This is a genomic window from Xenorhabdus cabanillasii (genome assembly GCF_003386665.1).
GTDB classification, from domain to species: domain Bacteria; phylum Pseudomonadota; class Gammaproteobacteria; order Enterobacterales; family Enterobacteriaceae; genus Xenorhabdus; species Xenorhabdus cabanillasii.
In genome coordinates, this window is record NZ_QTUB01000001.1 from 3,088,889 (window position 1) to 3,115,368 (window position 26,480).

A 26,480-nucleotide genomic window follows, 5' to 3' on the forward strand; every position below is an offset into this window, starting at 1 on the left:
TTACTCCTTATCTTCAGCACCTTCATCTGAAGCTGAAGTGCTATCTTCAGGTTTTGGCGCTTCCGCCAGTGATTTCAGCAGAGCAGGGTTTTGCAGTATTTCAGCAATCAGTTGTTCTGCACCACTTTTACCATCCATATAAGACAGTAGGTTTGCCAGTTGGGTACGTGCTTCCAGCAGTTGAGCTAAAGGTTCTACCTTTTTAGCGATAGCATCGGGTTGAAAGTCTTCCATTTTTTCAAAAACTAATTCGACATTCAGTTTGCCATCACCTGTCAGGGTGTTATCAACCTGAAAGGCAGCTCGTGGCTTTATTGACTTCATACGTTCGTCAAAGTTATCAACGTCAATTTCCAGAAATTTTCGCTCGCTAACGTCTGGTAGGGCTTCTGTGGGTTTTCCTGCCAAATCAGCCATAACGCCCATGACAAATGGTAATTGGACAACTTTTTCTGAGCCATAAAGCTCGACATCGTATTCAATCTGGACTCGGGGAGCACGATTTCGGGCTATAAACTTTTGTCCACTGGATTTCATGACAATTTCTCCATTGCTGGCTAAATAGGTAAGTTAAGAAATAAACGGGCGATATACCCTTCGTCTTTCAAGTTGCCTCTTTGTTGGCTGGATAAATACAAGAGGCAACTAATTTGTATCAGTGTCAGAATTATCAGTATGGCCAAAAATGATGGCGAGCTGATTTAATCCTTCTGGTGCAAGGTCATAGACAATGTCGATAAAATCACGATCAATCAGGCGTTGAATGCGGTCAATCATCATCGGAGCAGGATGGCTTGGTTCGTGTGTGAGAAAATAGGTTTTCGCTTTTTCCAATAGCATGCGAGCTTCATCACGATTGTTGATTGCTACTCCGTACCAATTAAATGAGGACAAACCAGTCGGAGCTATTGTCTCTGTTGGTGATTGATCTGTAGACGATGGGGCTATTGATGATCGTGTTGTTGCCTGCTTTGTCACTGATGCAGATTTAGGTTTTCCTTCATTGCCGGGAGTTATCGAAGCGGTTTTTACAGGTCCATTTAATGCGCAAAATTCAATAACAGTATTCAGGTTTTTTAGGAATCGCGATAATTCAGGCATATGGCCGGCGGATAAGTGCTGGCGAATAATATCAAGCAGGGCAATAATGTGATCGCGGATGATGACTAATGATGATATTTCCGGCGTGTCAGCTTGTTGTTTTAATTCATCTTGCAGGCGGGTTCGCCCTCCGGTGTAACCACTAATTTCTGTTATCGAACCATCAAGCAGTGAACAAACCTCCCGGAATGACAATTCTTGCGAAATACTTTTCAGCAGAATGGAATGTTGTACTTTTATTGAGAGAGGGGAACCATCTTCAATATCTGCCAGGGCATTGAGGCGAAATAAGGGATCGTATTCACCATCAAATTCCAGTCTTGGCCATACCTCTTCCCAATAGTGCTCCAGTGTTTGCCGGAGTAGCTCCAGCCCATCGGCATAGCCACATATTCCCTGGGTTTCTACCCATGCATGTATGAGAGCGATGATAATACGCAGATCTTTGGTACGGGACAGCAGTAGCGTTGTGGACTGTTTTTCCACTTCTAACCAGTCGGGTGGTTCCGCAGGAATAACAAAATCACCAAACTGTTGCTCTGCTTTTCCGATAAGACTTTGTTCTAATAACAGAAATACTTCATCGTATTCGAGGTTTTCCCCGCAGGGAGACTCTTCACTGATTGGCGCAAGTAAGGCATCAATATTCATGGTGTTTTCATACTCTTCAGGTTCGGGCAGGAGAAATCAGGCAGTTTAAACGGACTGAAAATACTATTTGGTGTGAACTCCAGTAAGACGGTATGCCCTTTGATATTAAACATTGCCTGTAAGCCAGCATCATCACTTTGAGTTGAATTTCTTGCTCTGCTTTGCCAAATACGCTTTGCTTGATCCAGTAACCGGTTCAGTGCCCAGGGGCCAGAAGCCGATAAGTTTGCCGTTGTGCCATTTTCTAAATTTAATTGAATGCGGGCCTGATTGGTTCCCGCAGAGCCTGGCCAGCTAATGAGCTGAGAAAGTTGAGGGCCGTGACTATATTGCAGTCGTTGCCCGTCAACATCCAGTACCATACTCAATATCTCATTATCCATACTGATTGGGCGAACCATGACATGAAATGACGGCGTGAGAGCCCCGCTGGCAAAGAGAGTATCGCGAATAATCTGTGCCTGCTGGAAAGGTTTGAGCAACTTTTCTCCACCGGGTAAAGGCTTGCCATCTACCCCCGGCATAAATCGCCATTTTGGCTGAGTTGTATCAACCTTGCCCACTAAATTTTTTTGGAAAAAACTGTCCATTAGGCCTTTTCCAGGAGCAAACATCCGTATCATGTCATCAGGTTTGATATCCTTGCTCGCTTTAGGCATCAATGGATAACGATCGGCAATAGCCTGTTGGCAAAAACCACCTATTTCAGCAGCGAGATGTTTGCCGACATTTTTCATATCACTGATTTGTGTATCACTACTGGCGCCGATTGCCAGGGCGGAAATCATATCTCTGAATGGTATTGGCAGGCGTTCAGATGCCGTTTGTAGTTGGGTAATAATATTGTTGGGAGGAAAAGACATACCTGTATTGACGGCATTTTGCACTGAAGCCAGATACTGATATAAGTCACCGATTTTTTTCAGTATATCGTCGAAAGGTATTTTCTTATTTTTTCCATCCGGGCTTTTCGCCAGAGTGGTAATTTGTGCAAAATGTTCTGCTAATACCTGCTCTGGTGACGGTTGGCTATTATCCGGCAAGATTTGTTTCGGAACTAAATTTGTTAAGTTACTACTGACCTTACCTTTAGCCTTCTTCATAAGACTGTTGAGTTGCTCATTAGTTAGTGTGACATTTTTGCTGATATTGATTAGCAGGGTACGCATCGGTGAAGCTGGAGAAGAGAGCAGGCGTGCTGTACTGGCACGTTGATTTAATTCATTAATATTGTTCAAACGAATATCAGTCAGATATTTGTCCCACTGATAAATATAATCATTGATATAAAACTGTCGGACAGATAATTCGAGATCTTTAACTGACTGTTTTCTCGCATAGGAACCCAGTACCCAATTATCCTGTGAATTCAAAGTGACAAGAAAAGACATGAGATCTTTGCCGATACTTCTTTTATAACCCGCAGGGGTGAACATTCCCGGTATACCGCTGGTTATTGGTGCTCCACTGATGCGTGAGAAAGCCAACTCAGCTTGAGGGCCGGCAAGTGTGACTAAATTTACTGATGTTAAATTGGGGGCAAGTAGCAAATTGTGTTTCAGGATATTGTAGGCACGTTGCGCCGTGGGAATGCTGCCAATTAATGCCTGTTTCTGTTCAACCAGATAGTCATTACGAATGTACGGCGATGTGACAACCCGATTATCCAGTAATTGGCTAAGATGCCCGTTAAGTTGTTGCAGTTGTTCCTGAGTTGTTTCTGGATCTAAGTGTGCTTTCAGATATTGCATCACCCAATTACGTAGAAATTCACCGTCATAGTGTTTGGGCTGATATAACATCTGATACGCTTTTAACGTATTGTAGGTTTCCTCTGTATCATTGCCGTTAGCATTGTGTAGCTGGCTGGTGATTAACTTTGTTATTTGTGGCAGTAGTAATGTTTGCAGTGCTTTCATATACAGAGTACGGCTTGCATTACTGACTTGTTCACCACTATATAATCCCATGCGGTAAGATATCGGGGGATCGTCCAGCGAAAAGTTCTGGCTTTTAGCGAGGTTGGCCAGACTGTTCAAAATCGGCAATAGATTATAGGTGTTATTTATCTCATCGGTGTCATCATGATTTTTATTTAATTCAGCTTCCTGACGCAAAATGGTCGGAATTTTAGCCTGAACTTCCATCAGATAATTTTTATTATTGTTGTAACTGGTCAGAAATAAAGTAGTTACTAAGACCAGAATTGCTATTAATGTCGTGTTGCCTAACCAATTAAGCAGGCGATTCTGGTATACCCACCAACGGTTGTAGCTGGCGAGTCCTGCTTCCTGAAAAATACTGTCCAGTAAATTTTTCAGGAAATAAGTCCGGCGGGTCTGGGGTTGATATAAAATTCCTTTATCATCATTATTTCCCCATGACATTGAGATACTGTCATTGTCTGTTGGCAATTGGAAATTGTGGTTAAATTTATCCATGACACCATCAAATGGTATCCCTTCCTGTATTCCACTGGTGAAATAGAGTCCTCGTGGGTAACTGGGGACTTCAAACCCTGATCTTGCAAATACAATTTCAAGATATTGCGCAATACGCAGACGTAAAGCAGCAAATTCTTGTGGAAACAGATAACTCTCGGCACATTGCCGCGGATTCGACTCGTTTAAGAGAATAGAGGGTAATTCTGCATCCAGTCGCAGTTGTAACTGGTTATATTGTTCCTCAAATATCGAATTGATATTCCAGTCAGTTTTTTTGTCTTGTGGGAATGTTAACCCCCAAATTTGTTCACGTGATGCTTTATCAAAATGGGTAAAATAGGCGTTAAATCCTTTTAGTAAATCAGTTTTAGTGATGAAAATGTAAACAGGAAATTGGATCTTAAGTTTTTCACGTAACTCAGACAGGCGTCTGCGTAACATATAGGCGTGTTGATCACGGGCTTCTGTTGACGGATTCAGCAAATCTTCCACACTGATAGTAAGGATGATCCCATTGATTGGCTGGCGTGTACGGTATTTTTTTAACAGCCTGATAAAGGTCTGCCATTCTCTGCTGTCTGCTGCGTGTGGATTGTTATCATGAGAGGTATAGCGACCTGCGGTATCAAGCAGGACGGCTTCATTCGTAAACCACCAGTTACAGCTATTCATATCTCGCATGGGGTACAGGGCAGATTTACCGAAATAGTCTGACAGTGGGAAATTCAGCCCGGAATTTGCCAGCGCCGTTGTTTTACCTGAATGTGGGGCACCGATAACGAGATACCAGGGTAATTGGTATAAATATTGACGGCTGAACAGCCACCTCCAGCCAGGTTTAGGTTTGCCATTTAAACCGGAAAAATAAGCTTTTCTCAATAATTTTACGGCGTCAGAAAAGCGTTCTGACAATGTGAGATATTGTTCATCTTGTTTATTTTCCTGTTTCTGTTCTTTTTCATCGTCCTTAATGATATTCAATTGGTTAGCTAATTTTTTGTTAAGCCATGTCCGATATAGCAGGGGGATTAACTGACTTAAGAGCCAGGCTAAGAAAAGTGAAATAATGGTAAAGATTCGTATGAATTTCGATTCAAAAGGGACTGAGTTACCGACAGAAATAATGGGTCCTATAAACCAGATAATGGCAGAAATCGCCGTTATACCAAGAAAACTCCACGTTAATCTGCTGGTAAGGATAGAAAAGAGTACATTCAACATCTTAGTTTCCTCACTTTATTTGATCGGCTGGAGAAACTAACAGTGTGATTTCTACTCGTCTGTTTTTAGCCCGGTTACTGGGAGTATCATTAGGTACAAGAGGATCACTTGCGCCCCTTCCCTCAGTTTTGACTCGCTCAGGCTGATGCAGATAATGCTGAAGTTCTCTCTGGACAGATTTAGCTCTGGCCAGCGATAAAGAGTAGTTAGAGACGAAACGAGAATAGATGGGAATATTATCGGTATATCCGACGACTAAAATTTCACCTTTGTAATGGTTCATCGCTTCCGCAATACGCCTGATAACGTCCAGATAACTGTTTCTGATTTGTGTTGAAGCTGATTTAAATAAACCGTCTCCCTTCAAGGTGACGATGCTTCTGTCAGCCAGATCGGTTACAGTTAATAGCCCGGCTGAAATTTCATCCTGTAACCTGCTTTGCAGATTCAGCGTCGGAGGAACAGGTGGGGATATCCGATCATCGACAGTTACATTTGGCAGATTGGTCTGATAGATAGATGATAAAACCGGGATAGATATATCACTTAATCGCCAGTTCAGGCCGATATACAAGATACATCCCAGAAAACACAATAATGCTATACAAATCCACATAGGCAAAAAAGGTTTCCAGAGTTTGTTGGGTTTTGTGATGACTTGTACATTGGGAGACAATTCGGTGGGATGATTGCCGCGGATTGAGCGGATTAACTGAAACAGGCGTTGTTTTAGCGTTTCTAACTGAGAACGTCCGTTGTCCATGATGCGGTAACGTCCTTCAAATCCAAGCTGGAGACAAAAATTGATCAGCTCTAATAGAAATAAATTTTCTTTAGGATTCTGTGATAATTTAGCCAACAGTTGGAAGAATTTTTCACCTCCCCAGGTTTCATTATGAAAAGTGACCAGTAATCCACTCCCGGACCAAACACTGCGACTTCCCCAGGGGGTAAGTGCGGCTGCTTCGTCCAGTGCGGTACATAGACAGTAGCGTGCGCCAATAATGACTTCATAGGGTTGTCTGGCATGCTGACACGCTACTTCAAAACGTCGGATTTCATCAATCAATTTTTGACGTAAATCTGCTGGGTCTGGATGAACAGTAGTATGCCGGATTTGGGGAAGAGTATTCAGCAGAGGATTTGCCGCAGCAACCAGAGGATTATCATTGGTTTTACCAGAAAACCATGTATGCTCAATCTTCTGCATTTCTTGTCTTATCATCGGTGTCATTTACCTCTATTTAGGCTGATCACGGACAGCCCAAAACTCCATATTTAAACCGGGGAACTCACCTGCCAAATGCAATGCAAAGCCACCCGATTTATCCATTTGTTTCCATAAATCCCCGTCTTTTTCCAGTTCAAAATAGATATATCCTGAGTGCCAGGGGATTTGTCTTGGCACGGATGGCAGAGCGCGTATTGAAATACCGGGTAATTGCAACTGAACCAGTTCTCGTATACGACCGACAGGGGCAATTTTCATTTGGGCCGGGAAATGACTCATTAATGTGTCATTGGCGATATCAGCGTAGACAGCCAGAATAAAGCTGAATGTATTTACCATGCTGGCGTTGGGTAATGTGGCAATGTTCAAACCATGAGAATATTCGGTCAATGGCAGCTGGATGGCATGCTCTTCCAGAATGATTGACAACCCTTGACGCAACTGAAACATGAGTTGATTGAAACACAGCGTCAAATTGTCGTGATCATAGAGTGGAAAGATTTCTTCCGGCACACGGTTTTGGGAGAACGTTGCCAACTCAGTGACAAATTGCAGCCACTCACTAAATAGCCTCTCAGGATGCAGTAACGATATATTCCGTATGTGGTTTACCTGACCACTATAACGATTAACCAGGGACAGCAAGAGGAAATCCATGATTTCGGAATCATTGTGCCGTCCCAATTGTAACAAACGTTGGCTTATCTGCTGGCGGCGTTGCTCTAATAACCCCTGGATATCAGTGATAAATCCCGCCACCTGTGGGCTGGCGTAACAGTTAAGCAGGGGAGGAATAAATTGTTGATCAAGATAGATTTTATTATCGCTGGTTCTATTTATGACATGCACAATGCTTAATGCAGTCCATTCTGGTGTCAAATCAGACTCCAGCATCAGGCGCAAGCGCATTTTGCCGAATTGTACAGCGGCACTGCCGACTGACATAGCATTAAAATCATTCACTTCGGCTTCAAAACTGACAAAACGCGCCAAAGAGTCTTTTTTTTCACTGAAAATGACTTCTTCTCTGCCCCGCCGAAAAAGAGGCAGGGCGAGTACTACATTAACATCTGTCTGATTTTCAGTAAGTTGCAAAGGAACAGGGGCATGTGCACCGTCAAAACTGAATGGGGTTCCATCCGGAAAAATACCACTCGCTGAGGAAAGCATGACTTTACCCTGATTGAGTAGTTCTTGATCCAGTTCGAGTGTCAGAAAACCCCAGTAATAGGACATTTGGGACTTTCCCCAGTCGCGGACATAAGCTTCCAGATAGTTTTCAGTCTGTTGGAAATGATGAGGGCGCAGAAACATGCCTTCGGTCCAAATGACTTTTTCTGATCTATTCATGATTTTTTCAGTTTCCTGCGGCACAATTTAAGTTGGAACTTAAGCCTTTGCCAGTAACCTTAACGCACACTTGTAGTTCATCGGGGGCAAAACGCCAGAATTCGTAAAAAGGGGGCTTTTCTGGTACGGGGGCTGGAAACGAAGTACGCCATTTCTTGCCGTCCAGTTGTTTATACTCTGCAATAATTCCGATGTAGCTAATTTCTGGTTGATTTTTTTCCAACAAATAATGTGCACGTTCGAAAGGAAGTATAAAAAATCGATCTTCATTGACCAATTTATCGCCTAGTGTGTCTTTTGCTTTGTCTTGTAATGAAAAAAAGTCTGCCGACATAAATTCTTCATTCGATTTCAATAAAAAAACGTGTACTTTCAGAGGCGCTGAATCATTTACATTAGATGCGATATTGAAAATTAATTTATAAGGGGGCAACTTTTCCGGTTGCGATGAACAGCCTGTCATTATTAAGAGAAGTGATATTAATAAAAACGACGGTAAAAACGCCCTCTTAATCCAAAAATTAATTGAATATGACATTTTGATTAAGATTGTTTTTCTGAGTGAAAAACGCAATATCATAAAGTTCATTAATTATTCAGGCACAGCCAGCATTGAATAAAATAAAAAGCCGGGTGTATCAGGCCGCTGAAATAAGCACTTTTGTCTGGCTAGGGGTAATGCGGGCACCTACGGCATTTGTTGAATTCTGCATAGTGAGACTTGTCAGCCGCGTTACCGGTGAGCCTTTGATCAAGACGGAGTTGGCCCCTAATGTATGTCGGGCTGGCCCCATCACTGTTCCGGAAGCCACTCCCATATTAACTCCGGCGTTATCACCTGTTGTCATGGGAAAGTTTGTCGCTATGTTATGTACAGGAGAACCTGCAAATAAGATGTTCATGGCATTAGTGATGCCGGTAGGCCCTTGTGCCATATTGGGATAAGGCACGGGTACAGGAAAGGGGCTTGGGGTCAGGCAAACATCAGGTACTGCCAAATCCATTCCACCACTTTGAGTATTAGCAAACATGATATCTCCTTAACCAATATGAATTTGTTCAGCATCTATTTTGGCGACAGCTTTTGCAGACATCATGGTGTTTTGGGCATGTAATCGGATATAGCTTTCAGCCTGTATATCTAACTGGCCTGCCTGAACCTGTTCTGTCTGCGTGGTATGACGAAATAGCCGGTTGCTAAGCTGTGTTACTGTCTGCCAGACAGATTCAAATTTATTGCCAATCAGTTGGGTGATGGATACCCATGCAGACAGTGATTCACCACTGTATTGCATTTTGCTGATATGGCAGTTTCCAATGCTGGCAGCAATATTCAGTCCGTTGCTGTTTAAACTTAAATCTCCCTGAGAAGAGATAGCCAGATCACCGGGCACGCTGATTTCTGCCAGATATTGTTGTTCAGGTCGCTCTAATATGGCCAAAACCCACAGTTGACCATCAGCTGTCGTCACTAAAACGGTATCTCCCGGTTCAGGAGTCAACAGGCAACTGGCAGCACGCCGGCAGTGCCATCCCCGGTTGTTACTTTCCACCATTAAACTACCGTCCTGAAGGCGATTAACAACCTGACCTGCAACTTGTTGTAAAGGTCCGGTAGTAAGAGGGGGTGAAGAAAGCGCATAAGAAGGTTTTGACATTTTGATTCTCCCAGTTAAATCTTGCGTTGCATACTCCACTCTTCGGCTGCAAACAGTTCAGGATCATTTTCCAGGATGCCACGACGGTCAGAAAACAGTGTTTCAGTCTGTTGGGCACGATGAAAAAGTGTTCTCATAAAGTGTGCTGTGCGAAAGTTACTATTGTTGACATTAGCGTAGGAAAGATCGGCATAAGACATATCACAGCCGGTAAATTGTGCATTCACTGCATGTACTTTGTGCATAATGGCCTGGATTAATTTGCTTTGCCTGAAATCCGCAGATTCAAGGCAGGCACCAACAAAAATCGCCTGTTCAAACAGACTATTGCTGCAACATGCCTGGGTTAAATCTGCTTCAATAAATAAAGCCTGGGTTGCATTGACATTCGATAACATTGCACCTTGTAAAGTGGCACCCTTGAAATTGCAGTTAGTCAACCTTGCATAATTGAAATTTGCTGCTTCAAGTTGACAGTCTGTGAACAGGCACTCTTTAAACTGTTGTTTCTGATAGTCCTGACCACGTAGATCACATTCAAAAAAAACAGTTTTAGTGTATTCATTGGCAGAAAAACCGGTTTCCCGTAAATCCAGCCGAAAAAAAGTGACCAGAAACAGTTGGTTATTTGTTAATTTTGCTTGATTAAGTGTTGAATCAATAAATGTTACCCGCTCAAGATCACTATTGTTAAATTCCGCACATCGCAGTGAACTGGATATAAACTGAGTTTCATTTTGCTTATTTTCTGTAAAACGTGCTTTCTGCAAAATACACTGGTTGAATACGCTGTTTATTATTTCACTTTTGTGGAATACAGTGCGGATCATATTGCATTGTTCAAAAGTACTCTGTTCGAGCAGGACTGAATCAAAAACGGCTTCTTCGAATTGGCATTCAGTAAAAACAGTTTCTTTCAGTTGAGCATGAGAGAAATCCGCACCGGAAAAATTGACTTCTCTGAAAATCCCGCCAGATAAATCCTGTCGGGTGAGCGATATATTCTGCAAGCTGACTTTCTCAATTATCTCCCCTTGTCTGATTTTTGTTATCAGTTCACCTGTTGACAGCGAATTCATATCACTCCCTTATCTCGTTTGGGTAAGGTTTTAGTTTGCTGTGTGTAGGTTCCTTCAAATAAGGTTGAGCCGTCAACGATGGACTGGGACATATCGGCACGGAATAGATTGGTTGCCCGTAAATCCGTACCATTAAAACTACATTTTTGCATCAGAGCATTCATCAGGCTGGCATTGTTCAGCAAAGCCCCCCGAAAGTCTGTTCTGATGAATATGCTTTTTATCGTATTTAAATACTGCATATCGGCTGACTGGCAGTTAGCTTCACTCAGGTCACAGTTGTTCAAAGTCGCAGAGTGAAATACTGACTGAACCAAAGGCATTTTGCGCAGATTGCACTCTGTTAAGGTAGCCTGACTGAAATCAGCCTGGTTAAGTTCGCTGTTCATCACAAAAGCACAAGTCAACAGATTAGCGGAGCGAAATCGGATCTTGTTTGCTTCAGTTTCTATCCAGGCACAGCTTTCGAGGAGTGCATGGTCAAAAATGGCTTGTTCCAGTTTACACTTGAGAAAAGACACTTTATTCAGGTTTGCGAGATTGAATTTGAGTGCAGGTAATTCGAGTTCAGTAAAGGTACAATCTTTCCACCGGGAGTGCCGAAAATCACAATGGGTAATAAAAACCTGTTGCAGGAACAGATCTGTGAATGTTGCGCGGTTGAACCGGCAATGATCAAACAGCGCTTCCTGTAATTGTGTTTCTTTAAAGCTGGTGGCAGAAAAATCGCTCTGTTCACATTTAGCCAGTACTAAGTTGGCATTATCCAGTTTAACTCCGAACAGGGAAGCGTTGCAGATCTCTGTTCTGGCCAGCATAGCTTCACTGAAATCGGCTTCATCCAGTTGGCTGTTATTGAAACAGGCGCTTTCCAATAATGCCTGGGAAAAATTGGCTCCGCGCAGATCCATGTTTGACAAGTCTGCTCCGGTAAAATCCATGCCACTGAAATTACCGCCTTGCTCCATGATCTTTTTCACCCGTTTACGGATAATTTGCGACAAACTGCCTGTCAGGCGTAAGGCAGGATTTTGTGATTGCACTGAAAAAAAATACGTATCACGTAGTGATTGTTCAATTTGTGCTAATTTTTGGTCGTCAAACGCGATTTGCTGTTGTTGCTTGTGCAATATATCCCGCATTTTATAGAGATTTTCCGGTCCTCTGACTTGGTTTTCTGTCACTGATTGTTCAATATCAATACCCAGTTGTTTCGCTTTAGCAGCTATCTCCACTCGCTTTAGCTCTGCTTCGGCACGCTTTTGGGTAGCATCCTGCTCTATTTTCTCCACAAATTCTGGCAGTTCATCCAGTCTGGGGGGAACCGGAGGTGCAGATGTTGTGGGGGGAGCAGGAATGATAGTATCGATATCGTAACCATATTCAGCTAAACGTTCTTTCTGTTGTTCACGGAGACGTTTTTCACGATTAAGCACATTTTCTTGTATTGGATTGTTTTCAGGTTGTTCCGTGTCTATCCACGGGCCAATAATTTCTTCCGGGATGAGATCTTTTTCCCGGAAGCTATACAAAACGCCTTTTTCTTTATCCATACGTTGGTTGAGCACTTGCAGGTAATGATCTTCCGCAAGGGGGTTATCATTCAATTCCAGTGCCGATACCATTTGTAATACATCCGCTGCGTCATCTTCATTAATCTGGGAACATCCATGCCATATCAGGATCATTTGCTCCAGATGAGGGAAGAACCATACTGTCGTCTGGCGCATGCCTATTTCTTCAAAAACCTCCTCATCAAGACGTAATCGTTTGATAAAGCAACGCGCATTCCACGCAGGCAAAATGCCTTCTTGTACTGGTTTTTCAGGATGCATATTCTCAATACGCCATGCAGCCTGAACCGGCAGGGCAGTTATCTGATCCAGCCATTGATCCCTTGGGGCCGCATTAAATAGTCGCCAGTCAATATCATGGGCAAACCCCGGAAATTCATTTTCCAGCCACTCCTTGTCATACTTTTTACCTATACGGGTAAAACGACGCGGCCATGTAAAATCCAGTGGACAAAAACTGGCAGGAATAGGGATATCCTCTGGTGATAACAATTGTTTGTGCAATGTTTCGATATTGGGCAGAGGATGGATTTTTACGCCATTTTCCATCAATTCCGGCTTGAAACCGATACCGTGTGGGTTCTCTTCATAGCCTTCACCACCAAAAGCCCGGCTCCAGTCTAACCGCATGTGTTCAAATGCCTCCGATTTTGAGGGAGTATCACCAATCCAATAACGATCACCGAAAGCAACCAATGTTTTTTCCAATTGATCCACCTGAATACGTACTGTACAGGCTGTTTTATCGGCTTGGTGATGTGTATAGGCATAGCCTGTGGCCAGAAATTCAGCACAGGATTTAGGCATCGCGAGATCAACAATACCGTTACAGGTTTTCAGTTCTTTTGCTGCAAGTTGCCAAAGCTCTGGTTCTGGGCGCAAGCGTGGAGTAGGACTCATATCAGCCAGTGCCATAATAGAGATCCCAAGATGGTTTTTTTGCATCCAGCGATAAGGCCGGTAAAGCACACTTAAACGCAGGGGTTTGATGATTTTCATTAAAATTTGCCAGATATTGGTCAACTGATGATATGCAAGCTGCTGTTTAAAATATTAGCGCTTGTCTGTACGATCGAAGTAATTGCTTTAGCTAACTTCGTATTAGATTGCGAAATATCTGTTCCCGTTTTACTTAACGATGTCCCCGTTGAGCTGATAGAAAGCATTGTGGATGAGAGACTGGTATTGGTTGAACTTATACTAAGATTTGTATGAGATAATGATAACTTAACCGAACTTATGCTTATTTTTACCGAGGAAACACTAAATATCTTGGATGTGTAAAAAGACTGCGGGCAATCTATGGCGACATGAGTATCACTCTTTATCGTAATGAGATTAGGACTGGAGATTAGGGTTGTTCCGGTAATATTCTGTGTCCAGTTTCCGTCAATTTTGGCACTTAAATCCCCTTTGAGTTTATAAGTATCCCCGTCACTAATCTCTGTTTTTCTTCCTTTCTCAATGGTTCTTTGCTGGCTATTTTCAATAGTTAATGTGTCTTTACCTTTAACCGTCGTGTCACGAGCATCTTTGTAGGTGAAACTTGCTTTATCTGTTACTGTATCCGTTTGTTGTTTTTTTATTTCAGTCGTACGGTTCCCATCAATAGTGACGTTCTTATCCTTTTCCACGGAGATATTCATGTCACGTTCTGCATGCAGATTAAATAACTCTTTATCCGGAGTATCATCCATAAAGAGGTAATTTGCTTGTTCATGCTTACCTTCCTTTGTATTTGACATCACACCACTACGGGTTTCATATTTGGGAAGTTCCCAGGGAGGCATATTTTCATTGTTATAGGCGCTGCCAATAACAAAAGGCTTATCCGGGTCACCATTGACAAAACTAATAACAACTTCTTCACCCACACGGGGGACATAAATACTACCGTACCGCCAGCCAGCCCAACGGGTTGCCACGCGTATCCAGCAAGAACTGGTATCATCTTTTTTATCGCTTTTATCCCAACGGAATTTCACTTTTATCCGGCCATACTTATCAGTCCATATCGGTTTATCTTTAGGACCCGTTACAACCGCGGTTTCAAGACCTGTTGCTTTTGGCCAGGGGGTTACTGCTGGTGGTTTCCAATGGACATTGGCAGGAATGGCATCAAATTGGACAACATTTTTATCTTTATTGGGTTTATCGCCGTCACAATCATCGTCGTCGTCATATTCGCAATTAAGAGCGAAACCGTAGCATGCTTCAAAAGCATATTGAGCACCGGTAATTAAGTAGTCATTGTAGTCATCGCCTTTAATATCATTAGGTAGTGATAGGGTGAAAGTATGTCCCGGAGCCATGCCTAACACATTACCTTTACCATTAATCAGTTCACTTTGTGCTTCTGCGGCTTGTTGAAGCACTCGAGCATAAAATTGCCCCTGTCCACTTTTTACATAGCGTCCGGGCCACATGAATATTTCTGTATTATTAACCGAACTGAGTGATGTCTGAATGGCCGCCTGTAACTTAGCCCGTGGCTTGCGAAAATCGTAGTCATCAAGACTAAAATTGTTTGGTATCGTGGTACTGCGAATATTCCAATTATAAATATATTCTTTACCCGGTTTCTTGGATGATTTACCGACATTGAAATAATTGATCGTATTATATCCAGGCATGGGACCAAGCATTTGTGGCATATCTACCAAAACCATAGTATGACTTCCCATGTCGTGTTTGAAATAGTAATAAATCCCTTCGTGCGCCATTAGCCGATGGATGAAATCAAAATCAGTTTCATTATATTTAACGCAATATTCCCATGTGCGATATTTTTCAAGGAGCCGATCCTCAAAAAAGATACCAGCATCCACCAATACAGTCGCAATAATCTCAGGTACTGTCTTTTCTTGCCAAATGCTGTATCCAAGTTTTTTTTTCAATTCCCATAGCTTAGGTCTGACTGTAGCCGTGTATAAATAAAGCCTGTCATCATATTTATAAAAGGGATCATAAGATATCTGCTCTATATAACCACTTAAATATCTTTTTTGTTTTGACGGGGTTTTTATTTCTACAGTCAGGACGGTATTATGCAGGGATATTGGGTCGGATAATCTCTTTTCACTCAGTAATTCAACCTCAAACTTGTAAGCTTCCGATAATCTTTCTATTCCATTCAGTGACTTAAAATATAAGGTTTCATCGGATGAGGAGTGTGCGATAAACATTCTCTCCATAAGATTTGCTCGCTTTTGTTTAAAGCTACCGCATACTCCAGGTAGATCCGGGAATATAGGGCAGTCAGAGGAATATATAGTGTTGGTTTTTCTAATACTGAGTTAAGCATAATGGTTACCATTTGTAATCAGTGAATATCATTTCGTTGATGTAATATATAATTAATTTTTATGTTTTTGTTTTTTGTTTATTTTGTCTCTTTTGTATGTGTTTATTTTTTATATATAAAGTATTTAAATATTATAAAATTCATTTTTTATGAGAAAAGGTGTTAATTTAATCAATCGTATTTTGATAAATATTTATTAATATCGTTTGTTGAATAACAGTAAATGGGAAATCAACCAATCTTGATTAATGAACCAGAGAGAGTAATGCATGTAGTGCCCTTAATCTCAGTACATACTGTCGCACTTAAAGTGAGAGTCGAAATGGCTTTCACCTCGGCTGATCCGGTGACAGATTTTTTCCAATTTCCTGTAATACTGCCTTCTTCGTTTCCGGTGATTGATTCTTTTTTATTGCCACTGATATCTGCTTGATAATCACCAGTTATATTATATTTAATGCCACCACTAGTGACTTCAACTTCTTTACCATTCGTCACCGTTGTTTTCTGTTTATTCTTGAAAACTGCCGTTTCTTCTTGTTCAACGGTCGTATCACGTTTTGCCTTATAGGTAAAACTTGCATCTTTTTCTACGGTATCAGTTTGTTTTTTCTTTATTTCTGTTGTGCGGGAGCCATCAATAGTTATCTTTTGATCATTTTCTACAGAAATATTCATATCTTTTTCTGCGTGTATATCAAAAGATTCTTTATCCTGGGCATCATCAATGAATAAATAACTGGCGTTATTATTTCCACCTTGTATGCTCCGTGACATAAAGCCTATCTTTGTGGCTTCTTTTGGCAATTCCCACGGTGGCATATTCTCTTTATTAAAAGCACTGCCTATTATTAGTGGCCGATCAGGGTTGCCATTGATAAAGCTGACAAAAACTTCATCTCCAACTCTGGGTATCTGGACTGCACCGAATTTGGTACTGGCCCAGGTGCTAGACCAACGTATCCAACAAGAACTGGTATCATCTTTGGCACCTTCTTGATCCCAATGAAATTGCACTTTGACCTGAGCATATTCATTTGTCCAGATGTCTTTGCCACTTGAACCCACGACTTCCGCTGTTTCTATGCTAGCGACCGGCCATGGTGTTAAACAGGGCGCTCGCCAGTTTACTTTGGCCGGAATCGCGGTGAAACTGGTTTCAATTTTGACTGTGTTATTATCATTGGTATCAATATCACCAGAATAATAATTGGATTCAGAAAATTCATATGTGGCACTGACAATCAGATAATTGCTATTATCCCCGTCTCTGAATGCTTTAGAAAGTGTAAAGGTATGTCCCGGAGCTATACCAACTTCAAGACTTTTGGCTTTAATATAATGACAATGAGCGGTATAGGATTGCTGTAAAATCAGGACATAAGATTTTCCTTGTGAAGCTTCAGTATAATTCCCCGGCCATTCATATATTTTTGTGTCGGGAACCGAAGAGTCCGGGTTTTGTTGTGTTTCCAGTAACTGAGCCCGTGGTTTGAGGAAATTGTAATCATTCATTGCATAGATCTTTGGTGCAATTGAATAACTTACATTCCAATCATATAAATAGAGCTTCTCTTTATTTCTTGGGGGCGAATGATTTGGATAATATTCTATAGATGCATATCCCGATAAGGCAGAATGGGATTGGGGGGAATCAGCTAATATAAGAGTGTGATCACTAATAGTATGTTGAAAATAGTAATAAATTCCCTCATGTTCCATCAATCGGCTGATAAAATTGAAGTCAGTCTCGCGATATTGTGTGCAATATTCAATTTGTTGATATTTCGCATTTAATTTACTTTCAAACTTGATACTGTGTTTATTCAGTATGTCTTTGATAATTTCAGGAGCAGTCTTCTTTTGCCATATTTGACATCCCTTGCTTTTTTGTAGAATTGATAACTTTGGTTGAAGAGTGAATTTATATTTATAGAAATAAGAGTCATAAAAATCACATACTATACCATCATGGACTATGCCATTCAGATAACGTGCGTTTGCTGACGGGTTGGCAGGGTTTTTTATTTCAATAGTAATTGATTTTCCTCGTAATGATTTGATATCAATATCTTTTTTTTCACTTATTAATTCAATATCAAAGCTATAAATAGTTGATAGCTTTTCTTCACCTTTTAATGAACTAAAAAGTAAAGTATCTTCCCCCAGTGAAGTGTGCGCAATAATATTTTTTTTCATTGAAAGTACCTTTTTAAGTTAAAAGCTACCGCATGAACCTGTCAATAAAGGACCAGATAAGAAATTAAACTTTTTGTTATTACTGACCGTTAATTGCTATTAATTTCATTCATAATACAATATTTCACAAAAGAAACTATATCTCAATGTAATTATCACTATTTTTATATTTTTTTACAAACCAAAGTTTAAAATTACAAATTTATATCTTTTTAATAAAGAAAAGTATTTATCACTTTGATTTAGATGGAAAAATTATCTTTGTATAAGAGGTAATCAGGAAAAATAAGGGAAGGGGAATAAAAAAGGTTAGCGGCAATTATGCAACAATTACCGCCAGAGGCTAGCTTTATTTATAAAACAATGTATTAACATGCCAGGGAGCAAGAAAATACATTGTTTCCAATAAAGAATTTATTTCAGCACTGATAATGCGTTGTCGTAGTCAGGCTCGTTGGTAATTTCATTCACGAGTTGGCTATAAATAACTTGATTATTTTCATCCAGAACAATAACAGCACGCGCAGTCAATCCGCTTAATGGGCCTTCGCTTATTGCGACACCGTAATTTTCCTGAAACTCACCGCTACGCAGTATTGACAGAGTGACGACATTTGAAAGGCCTTCAGAGCCACAGAAACGAGATTGTGCGAAAGGCAAGTCTGCTGAAATGCAGAGTACGACAGTATTGTTCAGTTCGCTGGCGTGTTGATTGAATTTACGAACAGAAGTTGCACAAACGCCGGTATCAATACTTGGAAATATATTGAGTACCTTACGTTTCCCTGCGTATTGGCTCAGTGCCACATCAGTGAGATCTTTGGCTACCAGCGTAAATTCTTTTACTGTTTCACCTACTTGTGGAAAACTTCCGCTCACGGTGATATCGCTACCTTGGAACTTGACGGTTTGAGTCATAATTTTATCCCTCTATATAAGTAAACTGCGGTGCCAGTGTAAAGGAATAGTGCGATCTTGCCCACAAAAATAGATGTAATATTTAGAAATACTCACCTATTGTTTAATTAACAGTGCCTTATAATTTATTTTAGGGTGATGATTAGACCCATAGAGTAAAAAATTTATGCATAATTTTACCTTATTCCCTTCTGTATTACTGATGACCGGACTTTCCTTGCCTCTTTCTGTTTATGCTGCTGATATTCCAGTGGGGACTCAATTAGATCCTCGTCAGGAATTGGTTCGACATTTGAAAGATGAACCTGCGTCACTTGATCCGATTAAATCTTTTGGCTTAACAGAAGCACAGGTATTGCGTGATTTGCTGGAAGGCCTTGTCAATCAGGATGCTTATGGCAAACCTATTCCCGGTGTTGCCGTTGACTGGCAAACGACAGACAACAAAACATGGATATTTACATTGCGCCAGAATGCCTATTGGTCTAATGGTGACAAAGTGACAGCTTCTGATTTTGTATATAGCTGGCAGAGATTGGTTAATCCTAAAAATGCTTCCTCATTTGCCTGGTTTGCGGCTTTATCAGGTATTCAGAATGCTCAGGCTATTATTGATGGTAAACTGCCAGCCGAAAAATTAGGCGTTGAAGCTCTTGATGCTTATACCCTGAAAGTCACACTGGATCGTCCTGTACCTTATTTTCCCAGTATGACAACTAATTTTAGTCTTTATCCGGTTAATAAACAGAGTGTTGAAAAATACGGTAATGACTGGACCAGAGTCGGTCATTTGATTGGTAATGGCGCATTTATGCTTACGGGACGGGTGGTAAATGAAAAAATTGTTTTGGCGCCTAACCCTTATTATTGGGATCACAAAAATACAGTATTGAAAAAAGTCACTTTTGTACCTATCAGTCAGGAATCCCATGCGGTTAAGCGCTATCTGGCCGGAGATCTGGATATTACAGAATCTTTTCCTAAAAATATGTACCACAAGTTACTGCGTGATATTCCGGCAGAAGTTTTCACTCCCGATCAATTGGGCACTTATTATTATGCATTTAACACTCAACGGGCACCGACCAATGATATCCGGGTCAGGCAAGCTCTTGCTATGACAATCGATAAGAATCTGATTGCGGAAAAAATCCTGGGAACGGGAGAAAAACCTGCATGGCATTTCACTCCTGATGTTACAGCCGGGTTCCAGCGGGAAAAGAGTCAACAAGAGAAACTGACGCAGCAGGAAAGGGATAAGAGAGCGAGAACGTTGTTAAAAGAAGCGGGTTATGGCCCTGAAAATCCATTAAAACTTTCCTTGCTCTATAACAATCTGGAAAATAACCAACGTATTGCCATTGCAGTAAGCTCGGAATGGAAGAAAAAGTTGGGCGTTGAAGTGAAGTTAGTTAATCAGGAATGGAAAACTTATGTTGACAACCGTAATACCGGCAATTTTGATGTCGTCAGGGCGTCCTGGACTGGGGATTATAATGAACCATCAAGTTTCCTGTCTCTTTTAACATCAACACATAGCGGAAACCTTGCTAAATTCCATAATCCAGCCTATGACGCCTTGTTAAAAGCAGCCAGCCAGGAAACAGACAGCGCAGCCAGAAACAAGGATTACAATCAGGCAGAAAAAATGATTGAGGAACAAGCTCCGATTGTACCGATTTATCAATATACCAACGGCCGGTTAATCAAAAAGTGGTTAAAAGGATACCCGATCACCAATCCTGAAGATGTGGCCTATAGTCATACTATGTATATCATTAAACATTAGTCTGCATAGGCTGGTAATTAAACATCAAGTGTTAAACAGGAGCGGATGTGGAAGCGATTGATGGCTCAGCATTTAAAAATTCAAATGCTGTGTATGCTTGCCAATTGAACGGTAAGGGCGGTATCACAGGTTTTGGTGAAAATTCACTTGCAACGGCAGAACAGCCTTTCTGGCAGCATCTTGATTATAAAAATCAGGCCAGTTATCAATGGATTATGAATACAAATTTGCTACCCGCTCCGGTAAAAGAAGGGCTGGCAGGTGAAAGTGTTCGGCCTAAGTTAATTCGTACCGGAGAAGGTGCGATGATTACATTGCGGACAATTAACCGTAATGATAATGCCCGTCCTGATCATTTGGTTTCATTCCGCATCTATATTAATGACAGAATGGTTATTTCCAGTTGTCATCGGAAAGTCTATTCGATAGATCAGGTCTTAGATAATTTGCACAATGGCATAGGCGCAAAAAATACGGGACATTGGTTGGTTGAAATAGCGGATTCTATTACCGATGAAGTGAACGATTTTATTGAAACGTTGCATGATAACCTGATTGAGTTTGAGGATGGCATTCTGGAACAGAAAATTCCCGGACGAGGTGAATTAGTGTTATTACGTAAGCAATTAATTGTTCTGCGTCGTTATATGGCACCACAGCGCGATGTCTTTATGCGTTTAGCGAGTGAAAAATTGCCCTGGATGAGTGACGAGGAGCGTCATCTGATGCAGGAAATTTCTGATCGCTTGGGGCGTGGATTAGATGATCTGGATGGCTGCATTGCAAGGACGGCTGTTCTTGCGGATGAGATCACTTCTATTATGGCAGATGCTATGAACCGCCGTATCTACATGATGTCTTTGTTAACAATGATATTCTTACCAAGTACCTTTTTAACCGGGTTGTTTGGCGTTAACCTTGGCGGGATCCCAGGGAATGAATATAAGTTCGGGTTTGGTTTATTCAGCTTGCTACTGTCGTTATTGATTGCCGCTTTCACCTGGTGGTTAAGGCGAAGCAAATGGCTATAGGGTATATCCCGTCATCTTTCAAGTTGCAGCTTTGTTGGCTGTATCTTGAAATTCATAGGGGATAGGCAAGGATGTTACATCCACTTTCCCTAAATCAAACGGTTAATCTCATTCAGTTTGAGATATATCAATAATCTGAATCTACAATTAAGGCATTATAACCGTGCAGGTGAATACAACGTTGAGCGATGAACGTTGTGCTCCATATCCATAATTGTAGTGTTTCTCATATTGAGGTTATACAGATTAATTTACGTGTTGTGCCGATGCTAAAATTAGCATCGGCCGTTTTTTTATCATTATCTGATTTCGATGACATCCAATCGTTCTGTCTGAAAATCAAGCTGTTCATCGGGGCTAATAGCAGGCTGTATCGGTAGCTCTTCCCGATCAAAAGCCAAATCTCCACCATCAATAATTTCACTACCATGATTAATGCTTTTGAAATCGAACAGATTAAAGTCGCTAAGATGTGATGGAACCACATTCTGCATGGCACGGAACATGGTTTCAATGCGGCCCGGATAGTGTTTGTCCCAGTCACGCAGCATATCTTTAATGACCTGACGTTGTAGGTTAGGTTGTGAGCCACACAAATTACAAGGAATGATTGGAAATGCTTTGGCTTCAGCGTAGCGTTCGATATCTTTTTCCCGACAGTAAGCAAGTGGGCGGATCACAATGTGCTTACCATCGTCACTGATTAATTTTGGTGGCATACCTTTTAATTTGCCGCCATAAAACATATTCAAAAAGACAGTTTGTAAGATATCATCGCGATGATGCCCCAATGCAATTTTGGTGGCACCCAACTCAGTCGCCGTGCGGTACAAAATACCCCGACGTAAACGGGAGCACAGAGAGCAGGTTGTTTTTCCTTCAGGGATTTTTTCTTTAACAATACCATAGGTATTTTCTTCAACAATCTTATACTCAATTCCCAGTTCATCCAGATAAGCCGGGAGTATATGTTCAGGAAAACCCGGTTGTTTTTGATCCAAATTAACTGCTACAAGGGAAAAATTAACGGGGGCGCTTTTTTGCAGATTCTGCAAAATAGACAGCAGAGTGTAGCTGTCTTTGCCACCAGAAAGGCAGACCATGATGCGATCACCTTCTTCGATCATGTTGAAATCTGCGATGGCTTGGCCCACATCACGACGCAGACGCTTTTGTAATTTATTGAAATTATACTGTTCTTTTTGAGTGTTCATCTCTGATTGTTCTTACTGTTTCTGATAGCTGTTCGGCTAAAAGCTTTTAAAAAATGATGACGATTTTATGGCGGAGAACATGAAAAGGGAACAATGATAGCGGATGTAAAGGGATTATCAATCAGAGTTAGCGAAAAATGCTTTATATCTCCCCACATGGGGGAGAAAATCATTTTTATTCTTAGTATTTTTTCTGAACCGGGAAGAACTGGCTGATTAGAACTAAAATACCTACCAGTAAGTAAGCGGCAAAAATACCAATTAACCATTGCGGCATGTCTAATGTCAGAAATGACCATTGTTTCATTGAACAATCACCAAAAGCCTGAAATACCGAAGGTAGCCATTCATTTAGTGGTAACCATGATGGGAATCTGGCAAAAAATTCACAAGTGTTAAAAGGACTGGGGTCTAACTGCATCATGGTGTGATCCCATGCCAGTTGTAATCCGCGCCAGGCACTATAAAGCCATAGTAAAATGGCTAACCAACGTAACGGGGTCTTGGGGGCAATAGCTCCCAATAGTGCCGTTCCCAAAATACCAAATAGAGCTACACGCTCATAAATACACATTACACAAGGCTGTAATTGCATAACATGCTGAAAATAGAGCGCGATAGCTTCTAATATAAGAGCGGTTAGTGCCATCAATAACCATGCCCTTCTCCCTTGGGAGCTCTGTTTTAAAAAATGAAACATGCTTCTTTTTCCCCATGTTTTGAATATAAGCTTGAATATAATTAGTTGCTTATTTTGCTGTTTCTCAAGTCACAAAAAAATAAATTTCAGTAATTATAGTGGGATAACCCAACCGATTTTGCCGAGATATTCAGTAACCGGAAGTAGCAAAAATTCGACACATAATAATCCTACTGATGTCATCACAATGGTGTAAGGCAATGCCATGATAACCATGCGACCATAAGATAAGCGAATTAATGGCGACAGGGCTGATGTCAGCAGAAACAGGAAAGCTGCCTGTCCATTCGGTGTTGCCACTGAGGGTAAGTTAGTTCCTGTATTGATAGCTACGGCCAGAAATTCATATTGCTGTTGTGAAATGAGGCCATTTTTGAGAGCGTTTAAGGCTTCATTAATATAAACCGTACCTACAAATACGTTGTCAGATACCGCAGAGAGCAGGCCATTAAACAGATAGAATAGTGAGAGCTGTGAAGCAGGGGAAGATTGCAGCACAAATTGAATAAACGGCACAAACAGTTGCTGATCAACAATAACGGCAACCACAGAAAAGAAAACGGTTAATAACGCAGTAAATGGTAAGGCTTCTTCGAAGGCTTTGCCTAAAGCATGCTCTTCAGTGATACCACAAAGTGCGGTGGCCAGAATGATGACTGATAAGCCAATTAATCCCACTTCCGCTAAATGGAAAGCCAGAGCCACAATCAGCCAGATACCAATTAAAGCCTGAACCACAAGCTGAGTTTTTTCTTGGCGTGTACGTTTTTCACTCGCTTTCTGGGCATAATCTTCCAAAACGGAACGGACGCGCTCAGGTAACTTAGCGCCATAACCGAACAGTTTGAAATGTTCAACCAGCAGGCAGATCAGCAGGCCACAGATAAAGACAGGGACAGTAACAGGGGACATACGGATAAAGAATGTCATGAAGTCCCAGCCAACGTGTTTGGCAATAATCAGGTTTTGCGGTTCGCCGACCATGGTCATTACGCCACCTAATGCTGTACCGACTCCGGCATGCATCATCAGACTGCGTAAAAATGCCCGGAATTGCTCCAGCGTCTGCTTTTTATCTTCATTATCAATGAATTTGTCATCGCTGAGATCTGTATTGTCGTTTTGGCTGGCGCTGGAAAGATAGCGGTGATAGATGGAGTAAAAACCGACAGATACACTGATAACAACAGCAATAACCGTCAGGGCATCAAGGAAAGCGGATAAGAATGCACTTGCCAGACAGAATGCCAGCGCCAGCATTTTTTTGGAACGAATACTTAATAGTAGCTTAGTGAAAACAAATAATAAGAGCTGTTTCATGAAGTAAATGCCGGCAACCATGAAAATCAATAGCAAGATCACTTCCAGATTGTTGGCTATCTCATGCCCTACTTGTTTTGGTGAAGTCATACCGATGATAACGGCTTCAATAGCGAGTAATCCTCCGGGTTGCAGGGGATAACATTTTAAAGCCATCGCCAGCGTGAAAATAAATTCAACAACGAGCATCCAGCCGGCAGTAAAAGGACTGACAAAGAAAAAGATCAGTGGATTGATAATAAGAAAAATAATGATGGCCAGCTTGTACCAGTCCGGAGAATTGCCGAGAAAGTTTTTCACCACTGCGCGTCGAATACTGATTTCCATTATTATTAATATTCCTCTTCATGGATACATGGACGATTCTAAAGGATCATAGTACGCTCTAAACGGTACTAATTTAAGGGGATAAGCGCATAATTAATCAGATAATAATTATATTTTTTTATGACCTCTTTCACTCTTTCGTGGTTTATCTTCTATGTAACTATGTCGATTAGATGCATTCTGGTATGATCAGTGCCTATTATTAGCTAAGAAAACTGCTTTGGAATAGTTAAAATATGGTAATTAAGGCTCAGAGTCCTGCGAGTTTTGCGGAAGAGTATCTCATTGAAAGTATATGGAATAATCGTTTTCCACCAGGCTCCATACTGCCAGCAGAGCGTGAGTTATCTGAATTAATCGGTGTTACCCGAACTACTTTACGTGAAGTGTTACAACGCCTTGCACGTGATGGCTGGTTGACTATTCAACATGGAAAACCAACAAAGGTCAATAACTTCTGGGAAACATCCGGCCTTAATATTCTGGAGACTCTGGCGCGCCTGGATCATGATCGTGTGCCTCAGTTAGTCGATAATTTACTGTCAGTCCGCACTAATATTGCAGCCATTTTTATTCGTACTGCGTTCAGGCACAATCCGGAAAAATCATTGGAAGTATTGGCGGAAAAGAACAACGCAGAGGATACCGCAGAATCTTTCAGTTCCGTGGATTATGATATTTTCCGTGGATTGGCGTTTGCGTCAGGGAACCCGATTTATGGTTTGATTATTAACGGATTGAAAGGGCTTTATACTCGTGTCGGTCGTTATTATTTCTCGAATCCTGATGCCCGTAAGCTCGCTTTAAATTTCTATCAGCAATTGAGTGTACTGTGTCAGGAACAGACCTATGACAAAATTATGGAATGTGTGCGCAATTATGGTAAAGAAAGCGGGATTATTTGGCATGAAATGCAGGGCATCATGTTCAATGAGTTAACTGAAGCTCGTCAGGGCTGATCAAATCCATTATCAATCTAGTTCATTGTCTAATCTACTCTTTAAAGGCGCGCTGCTTTATGCAGTTCGCCTTTTTTAATTCATTCTATCACTATACCTATATCATGGTATTTTTGCCTTTTAATCAGCATTGAAAACCCACCCAAACTGTAAAATTCAAATTTTTAAATTATTATTCTGCTTAGTTTATATTGATTCAGAATTAAATTCTGAATCAATATAAAAATAAGGTTTTAAATAAATTCACAAAATGTAAATAAAATGTTTGTTTTTTTCAGCAAAAAACACTTTTTAAGATACTAATATAAGAAATTAATAGCATTTAATTCTTTTTTAATTATTTGTATTTAAACTAATTTAACTGTTTTTCTCATGATTTTAGAGATAGTTATTGTCATTTTTTTGTAATT

19 protein-coding genes are annotated in these 26,480 nt (G+C 41.0%); 3 read left to right on the plus strand and 16 right to left on the minus strand.

The window, feature by feature from the left end; translation table 11 throughout:
• The 13 genes from tssB to tpx form a co-directional block, all read right to left on the minus strand.
• A complete protein-coding gene (tssB, locus tag BDD26_RS14355) occupies positions 1–537 on the minus strand; it encodes a type VI secretion system contractile sheath small subunit (protein ID WP_038270255.1) in 537 nt (178 codons plus the stop codon).
• A 108-nt stretch (positions 538–645) separates the two neighbouring features.
• Positions 646–1,752 carry a type VI secretion system protein TssA gene (gene tssA / locus BDD26_RS14360; protein WP_038270252.1) on the minus strand — a complete coding sequence of 369 codons (1,107 nt, stop codon included), beginning with the start codon at positions 1,750–1,752 and terminating at the stop codon, positions 646–648.
• The gene (gene tssM, locus BDD26_RS14365) at positions 1,749–5,417 is read right to left on the minus strand and encodes a type VI secretion system membrane subunit TssM (protein ID WP_115826902.1); all 3,669 of its coding nucleotides are present in this window, start codon (positions 5,415–5,417) and stop codon (positions 1,749–1,751) included. Before tssM ends, tssA begins: the two co-directional genes overlap by 4 nt.
• 10 nt (positions 5,418–5,427) lie before the next feature.
• On the minus strand, positions 5,428–6,642 hold the full coding sequence (locus BDD26_RS14370) for a DotU family type VI secretion system protein (protein WP_115826903.1): 1,215 nt from the start codon (positions 6,640–6,642) through the stop codon (positions 5,428–5,430).
• Between the two features lie 15 nt (positions 6,643–6,657).
• The gene (tssK, locus tag BDD26_RS14375) at positions 6,658–7,998 is read right to left on the minus strand and encodes a type VI secretion system baseplate subunit TssK (RefSeq protein WP_115826904.1); all 1,341 of its coding nucleotides are present in this window, start codon (positions 7,996–7,998) and stop codon (positions 6,658–6,660) included.
• A gap of 7 nt (positions 7,999–8,005) precedes the next feature.
• A complete protein-coding gene (gene tssJ / locus BDD26_RS14380; protein ID WP_244922743.1) occupies positions 8,006–8,578 on the minus strand; it encodes a type VI secretion system lipoprotein TssJ in 573 nt (190 codons plus the stop codon).
• A 58-nt stretch (positions 8,579–8,636) separates the two neighbouring features.
• Positions 8,637–9,029: a DUF4150 domain-containing protein gene (locus BDD26_RS14385; protein WP_038270242.1), complete on the minus strand. Its 393-nt coding sequence runs from the start codon at positions 9,027–9,029 to the stop codon at positions 8,637–8,639.
• Positions 9,030–9,038: 9 nt separating this feature from the next.
• A complete protein-coding gene (locus BDD26_RS14390) occupies positions 9,039–9,656 on the minus strand; it encodes a DUF3540 domain-containing protein (RefSeq protein WP_038270239.1) in 618 nt (205 codons plus the stop codon).
• Positions 9,657–9,670: 14 nt separating this feature from the next.
• Positions 9,671–10,735, minus strand: coding sequence for a pentapeptide repeat-containing protein (locus tag BDD26_RS14395; protein WP_038270236.1), 1,065 nt, complete (start codon positions 10,733–10,735; stop codon positions 9,671–9,673).
• On the minus strand, positions 10,732–13,308 hold the full coding sequence (locus BDD26_RS14400; RefSeq protein ID WP_115826905.1) for a DUF2169 family type VI secretion system accessory protein: 2,577 nt from the start codon (positions 13,306–13,308) through the stop codon (positions 10,732–10,734). Before BDD26_RS14400 ends, BDD26_RS14395 begins: the two co-directional genes overlap by 4 nt.
• A gap of 20 nt (positions 13,309–13,328) precedes the next feature.
• Positions 13,329–15,494 carry a type VI secretion system Vgr family protein gene (locus BDD26_RS14405; protein ID WP_244922744.1) on the minus strand — a complete coding sequence of 722 codons (2,166 nt, stop codon included), beginning with the start codon at positions 15,492–15,494 and terminating at the stop codon, positions 13,329–13,331.
• 350 nt (positions 15,495–15,844) lie between these two features.
• On the minus strand, positions 15,845–17,812 hold the full coding sequence (locus tag BDD26_RS14410) for a type VI secretion system Vgr family protein (protein ID WP_115826907.1): 1,968 nt from the start codon (positions 17,810–17,812) through the stop codon (positions 15,845–15,847).
• A 414-nt stretch (positions 17,813–18,226) separates the two neighbouring features.
• Positions 18,227–18,730 carry a thiol peroxidase gene (gene tpx / locus BDD26_RS14415; RefSeq protein WP_115826908.1) on the minus strand — a complete coding sequence of 168 codons (504 nt, stop codon included), beginning with the start codon at positions 18,728–18,730 and terminating at the stop codon, positions 18,227–18,229.
• A 166-nt stretch (positions 18,731–18,896) separates the two neighbouring features.
• On the opposite strand from tpx, the gene BDD26_RS14420 reads away from it, so the two are divergent.
• Positions 18,897–20,519, plus strand: a complete 1,623-nt coding sequence (locus BDD26_RS14420; protein WP_115826909.1) for a peptide ABC transporter substrate-binding protein — start codon at positions 18,897–18,899, stop codon at positions 20,517–20,519.
• A gap of 47 nt (positions 20,520–20,566) precedes the next feature.
• Positions 20,567–21,550 (plus strand): zinc transporter ZntB, encoded by a 984-nt coding sequence (gene zntB / locus BDD26_RS14425; protein ID WP_115826910.1) that lies wholly within the window; start codon positions 20,567–20,569, stop codon positions 21,548–21,550.
• 299 nt (positions 21,551–21,849) lie between these two features.
• Here zntB and ttcA read toward each other — a convergent pair whose 3' ends face one another.
• From ttcA to nhaB, 3 genes are all read right to left on the minus strand, one after another.
• Positions 21,850–22,764: a tRNA 2-thiocytidine(32) synthetase TtcA gene (gene ttcA, locus BDD26_RS14430; RefSeq protein ID WP_115826911.1), complete on the minus strand. Its 915-nt coding sequence runs from the start codon at positions 22,762–22,764 to the stop codon at positions 21,850–21,852.
• A gap of 181 nt (positions 22,765–22,945) precedes the next feature.
• The gene (gene dsbB / locus BDD26_RS14435; protein ID WP_115826912.1) at positions 22,946–23,464 is read right to left on the minus strand and encodes a disulfide bond formation protein DsbB; all 519 of its coding nucleotides are present in this window, start codon (positions 23,462–23,464) and stop codon (positions 22,946–22,948) included.
• 93 nt (positions 23,465–23,557) lie between these two features.
• Positions 23,558–25,111, minus strand: coding sequence for a sodium/proton antiporter NhaB (gene nhaB / locus BDD26_RS14440; RefSeq protein WP_115826913.1), 1,554 nt, complete (start codon positions 25,109–25,111; stop codon positions 23,558–23,560).
• A gap of 236 nt (positions 25,112–25,347) precedes the next feature.
• Between nhaB and fadR the strand changes: the two genes are divergently transcribed.
• Positions 25,348–26,070: a fatty acid metabolism transcriptional regulator FadR gene (gene fadR, locus BDD26_RS14445; RefSeq protein ID WP_038270213.1), complete on the plus strand. Its 723-nt coding sequence runs from the start codon at positions 25,348–25,350 to the stop codon at positions 26,068–26,070.
• The last annotated feature ends 410 nt before the right edge of the window (positions 26,071–26,480 follow it).

Excerpts from the sequence above, each read along its gene's own strand:
- nhaB (WP_115826913.1), bottom strand. The coding sequence starts at position 25,111 with ATGGAAATCAGTATTCGACGCGCAGTGGTGAAAAACTTTCTCGGCAAT.
- BDD26_RS14370 (WP_115826903.1), bottom strand. The coding sequence starts at position 6,642 with ATGATAAGACAAGAAATGCAGAAGATTGAGCATACATGGTTTTCTGGT.
- tssJ (WP_244922743.1), bottom strand. The coding sequence starts at position 8,578 with ATGATATTGCGTTTTTCACTCAGAAAAACAATCTTAATCAAAATGTCA.
- BDD26_RS14410 (WP_115826907.1), bottom strand. The coding sequence starts at position 17,812 with ATGAAAAAAAATATTATTGCGCACACTTCACTGGGGGAAGATACTTTA.
- BDD26_RS14390 (WP_038270239.1), bottom strand. The coding sequence starts at position 9,656 with ATGTCAAAACCTTCTTATGCGCTTTCTTCACCCCCTCTTACTACCGGA.
- tssK (WP_115826904.1), bottom strand. The coding sequence starts at position 7,998 with ATGAATAGATCAGAAAAAGTCATTTGGACCGAAGGCATGTTTCTGCGC.
- dsbB (WP_115826912.1), bottom strand. The coding sequence starts at position 23,464 with ATGTTTCATTTTTTAAAACAGAGCTCCCAAGGGAGAAGGGCATGGTTA.
- tssB (WP_038270255.1), bottom strand. The coding sequence starts at position 537 with ATGAAATCCAGTGGACAAAAGTTTATAGCCCGAAATCGTGCTCCCCGA.
- tpx (WP_115826908.1), bottom strand. The coding sequence starts at position 18,730 with ATGACTCAAACCGTCAAGTTCCAAGGTAGCGATATCACCGTGAGCGGA.
- tssM (WP_115826902.1), bottom strand. The coding sequence starts at position 5,417 with ATGTTGAATGTACTCTTTTCTATCCTTACCAGCAGATTAACGTGGAGT.
- tssA (WP_038270252.1), bottom strand. The coding sequence starts at position 1,752 with ATGAATATTGATGCCTTACTTGCGCCAATCAGTGAAGAGTCTCCCTGC.
- ttcA (WP_115826911.1), bottom strand. The coding sequence starts at position 22,764 with ATGAACACTCAAAAAGAACAGTATAATTTCAATAAATTACAAAAGCGT.
- BDD26_RS14385 (WP_038270242.1), bottom strand. The coding sequence starts at position 9,029 with ATGTTTGCTAATACTCAAAGTGGTGGAATGGATTTGGCAGTACCTGAT.
- BDD26_RS14395 (WP_038270236.1), bottom strand. The coding sequence starts at position 10,735 with ATGAATTCGCTGTCAACAGGTGAACTGATAACAAAAATCAGACAAGGG.
- BDD26_RS14400 (WP_115826905.1), bottom strand. The coding sequence starts at position 13,308 with ATGAAAATCATCAAACCCCTGCGTTTAAGTGTGCTTTACCGGCCTTAT.
- BDD26_RS14405 (WP_244922744.1), bottom strand. The coding sequence starts at position 15,494 with ATGTTTATCGCACACTCCTCATCCGATGAAACCTTATATTTTAAGTCA.
- BDD26_RS14420 (WP_115826909.1), top strand. The coding sequence starts at position 18,897 with ATGCATAATTTTACCTTATTCCCTTCTGTATTACTGATGACCGGACTT.
- fadR (WP_038270213.1), top strand. The coding sequence starts at position 25,348 with ATGGTAATTAAGGCTCAGAGTCCTGCGAGTTTTGCGGAAGAGTATCTC.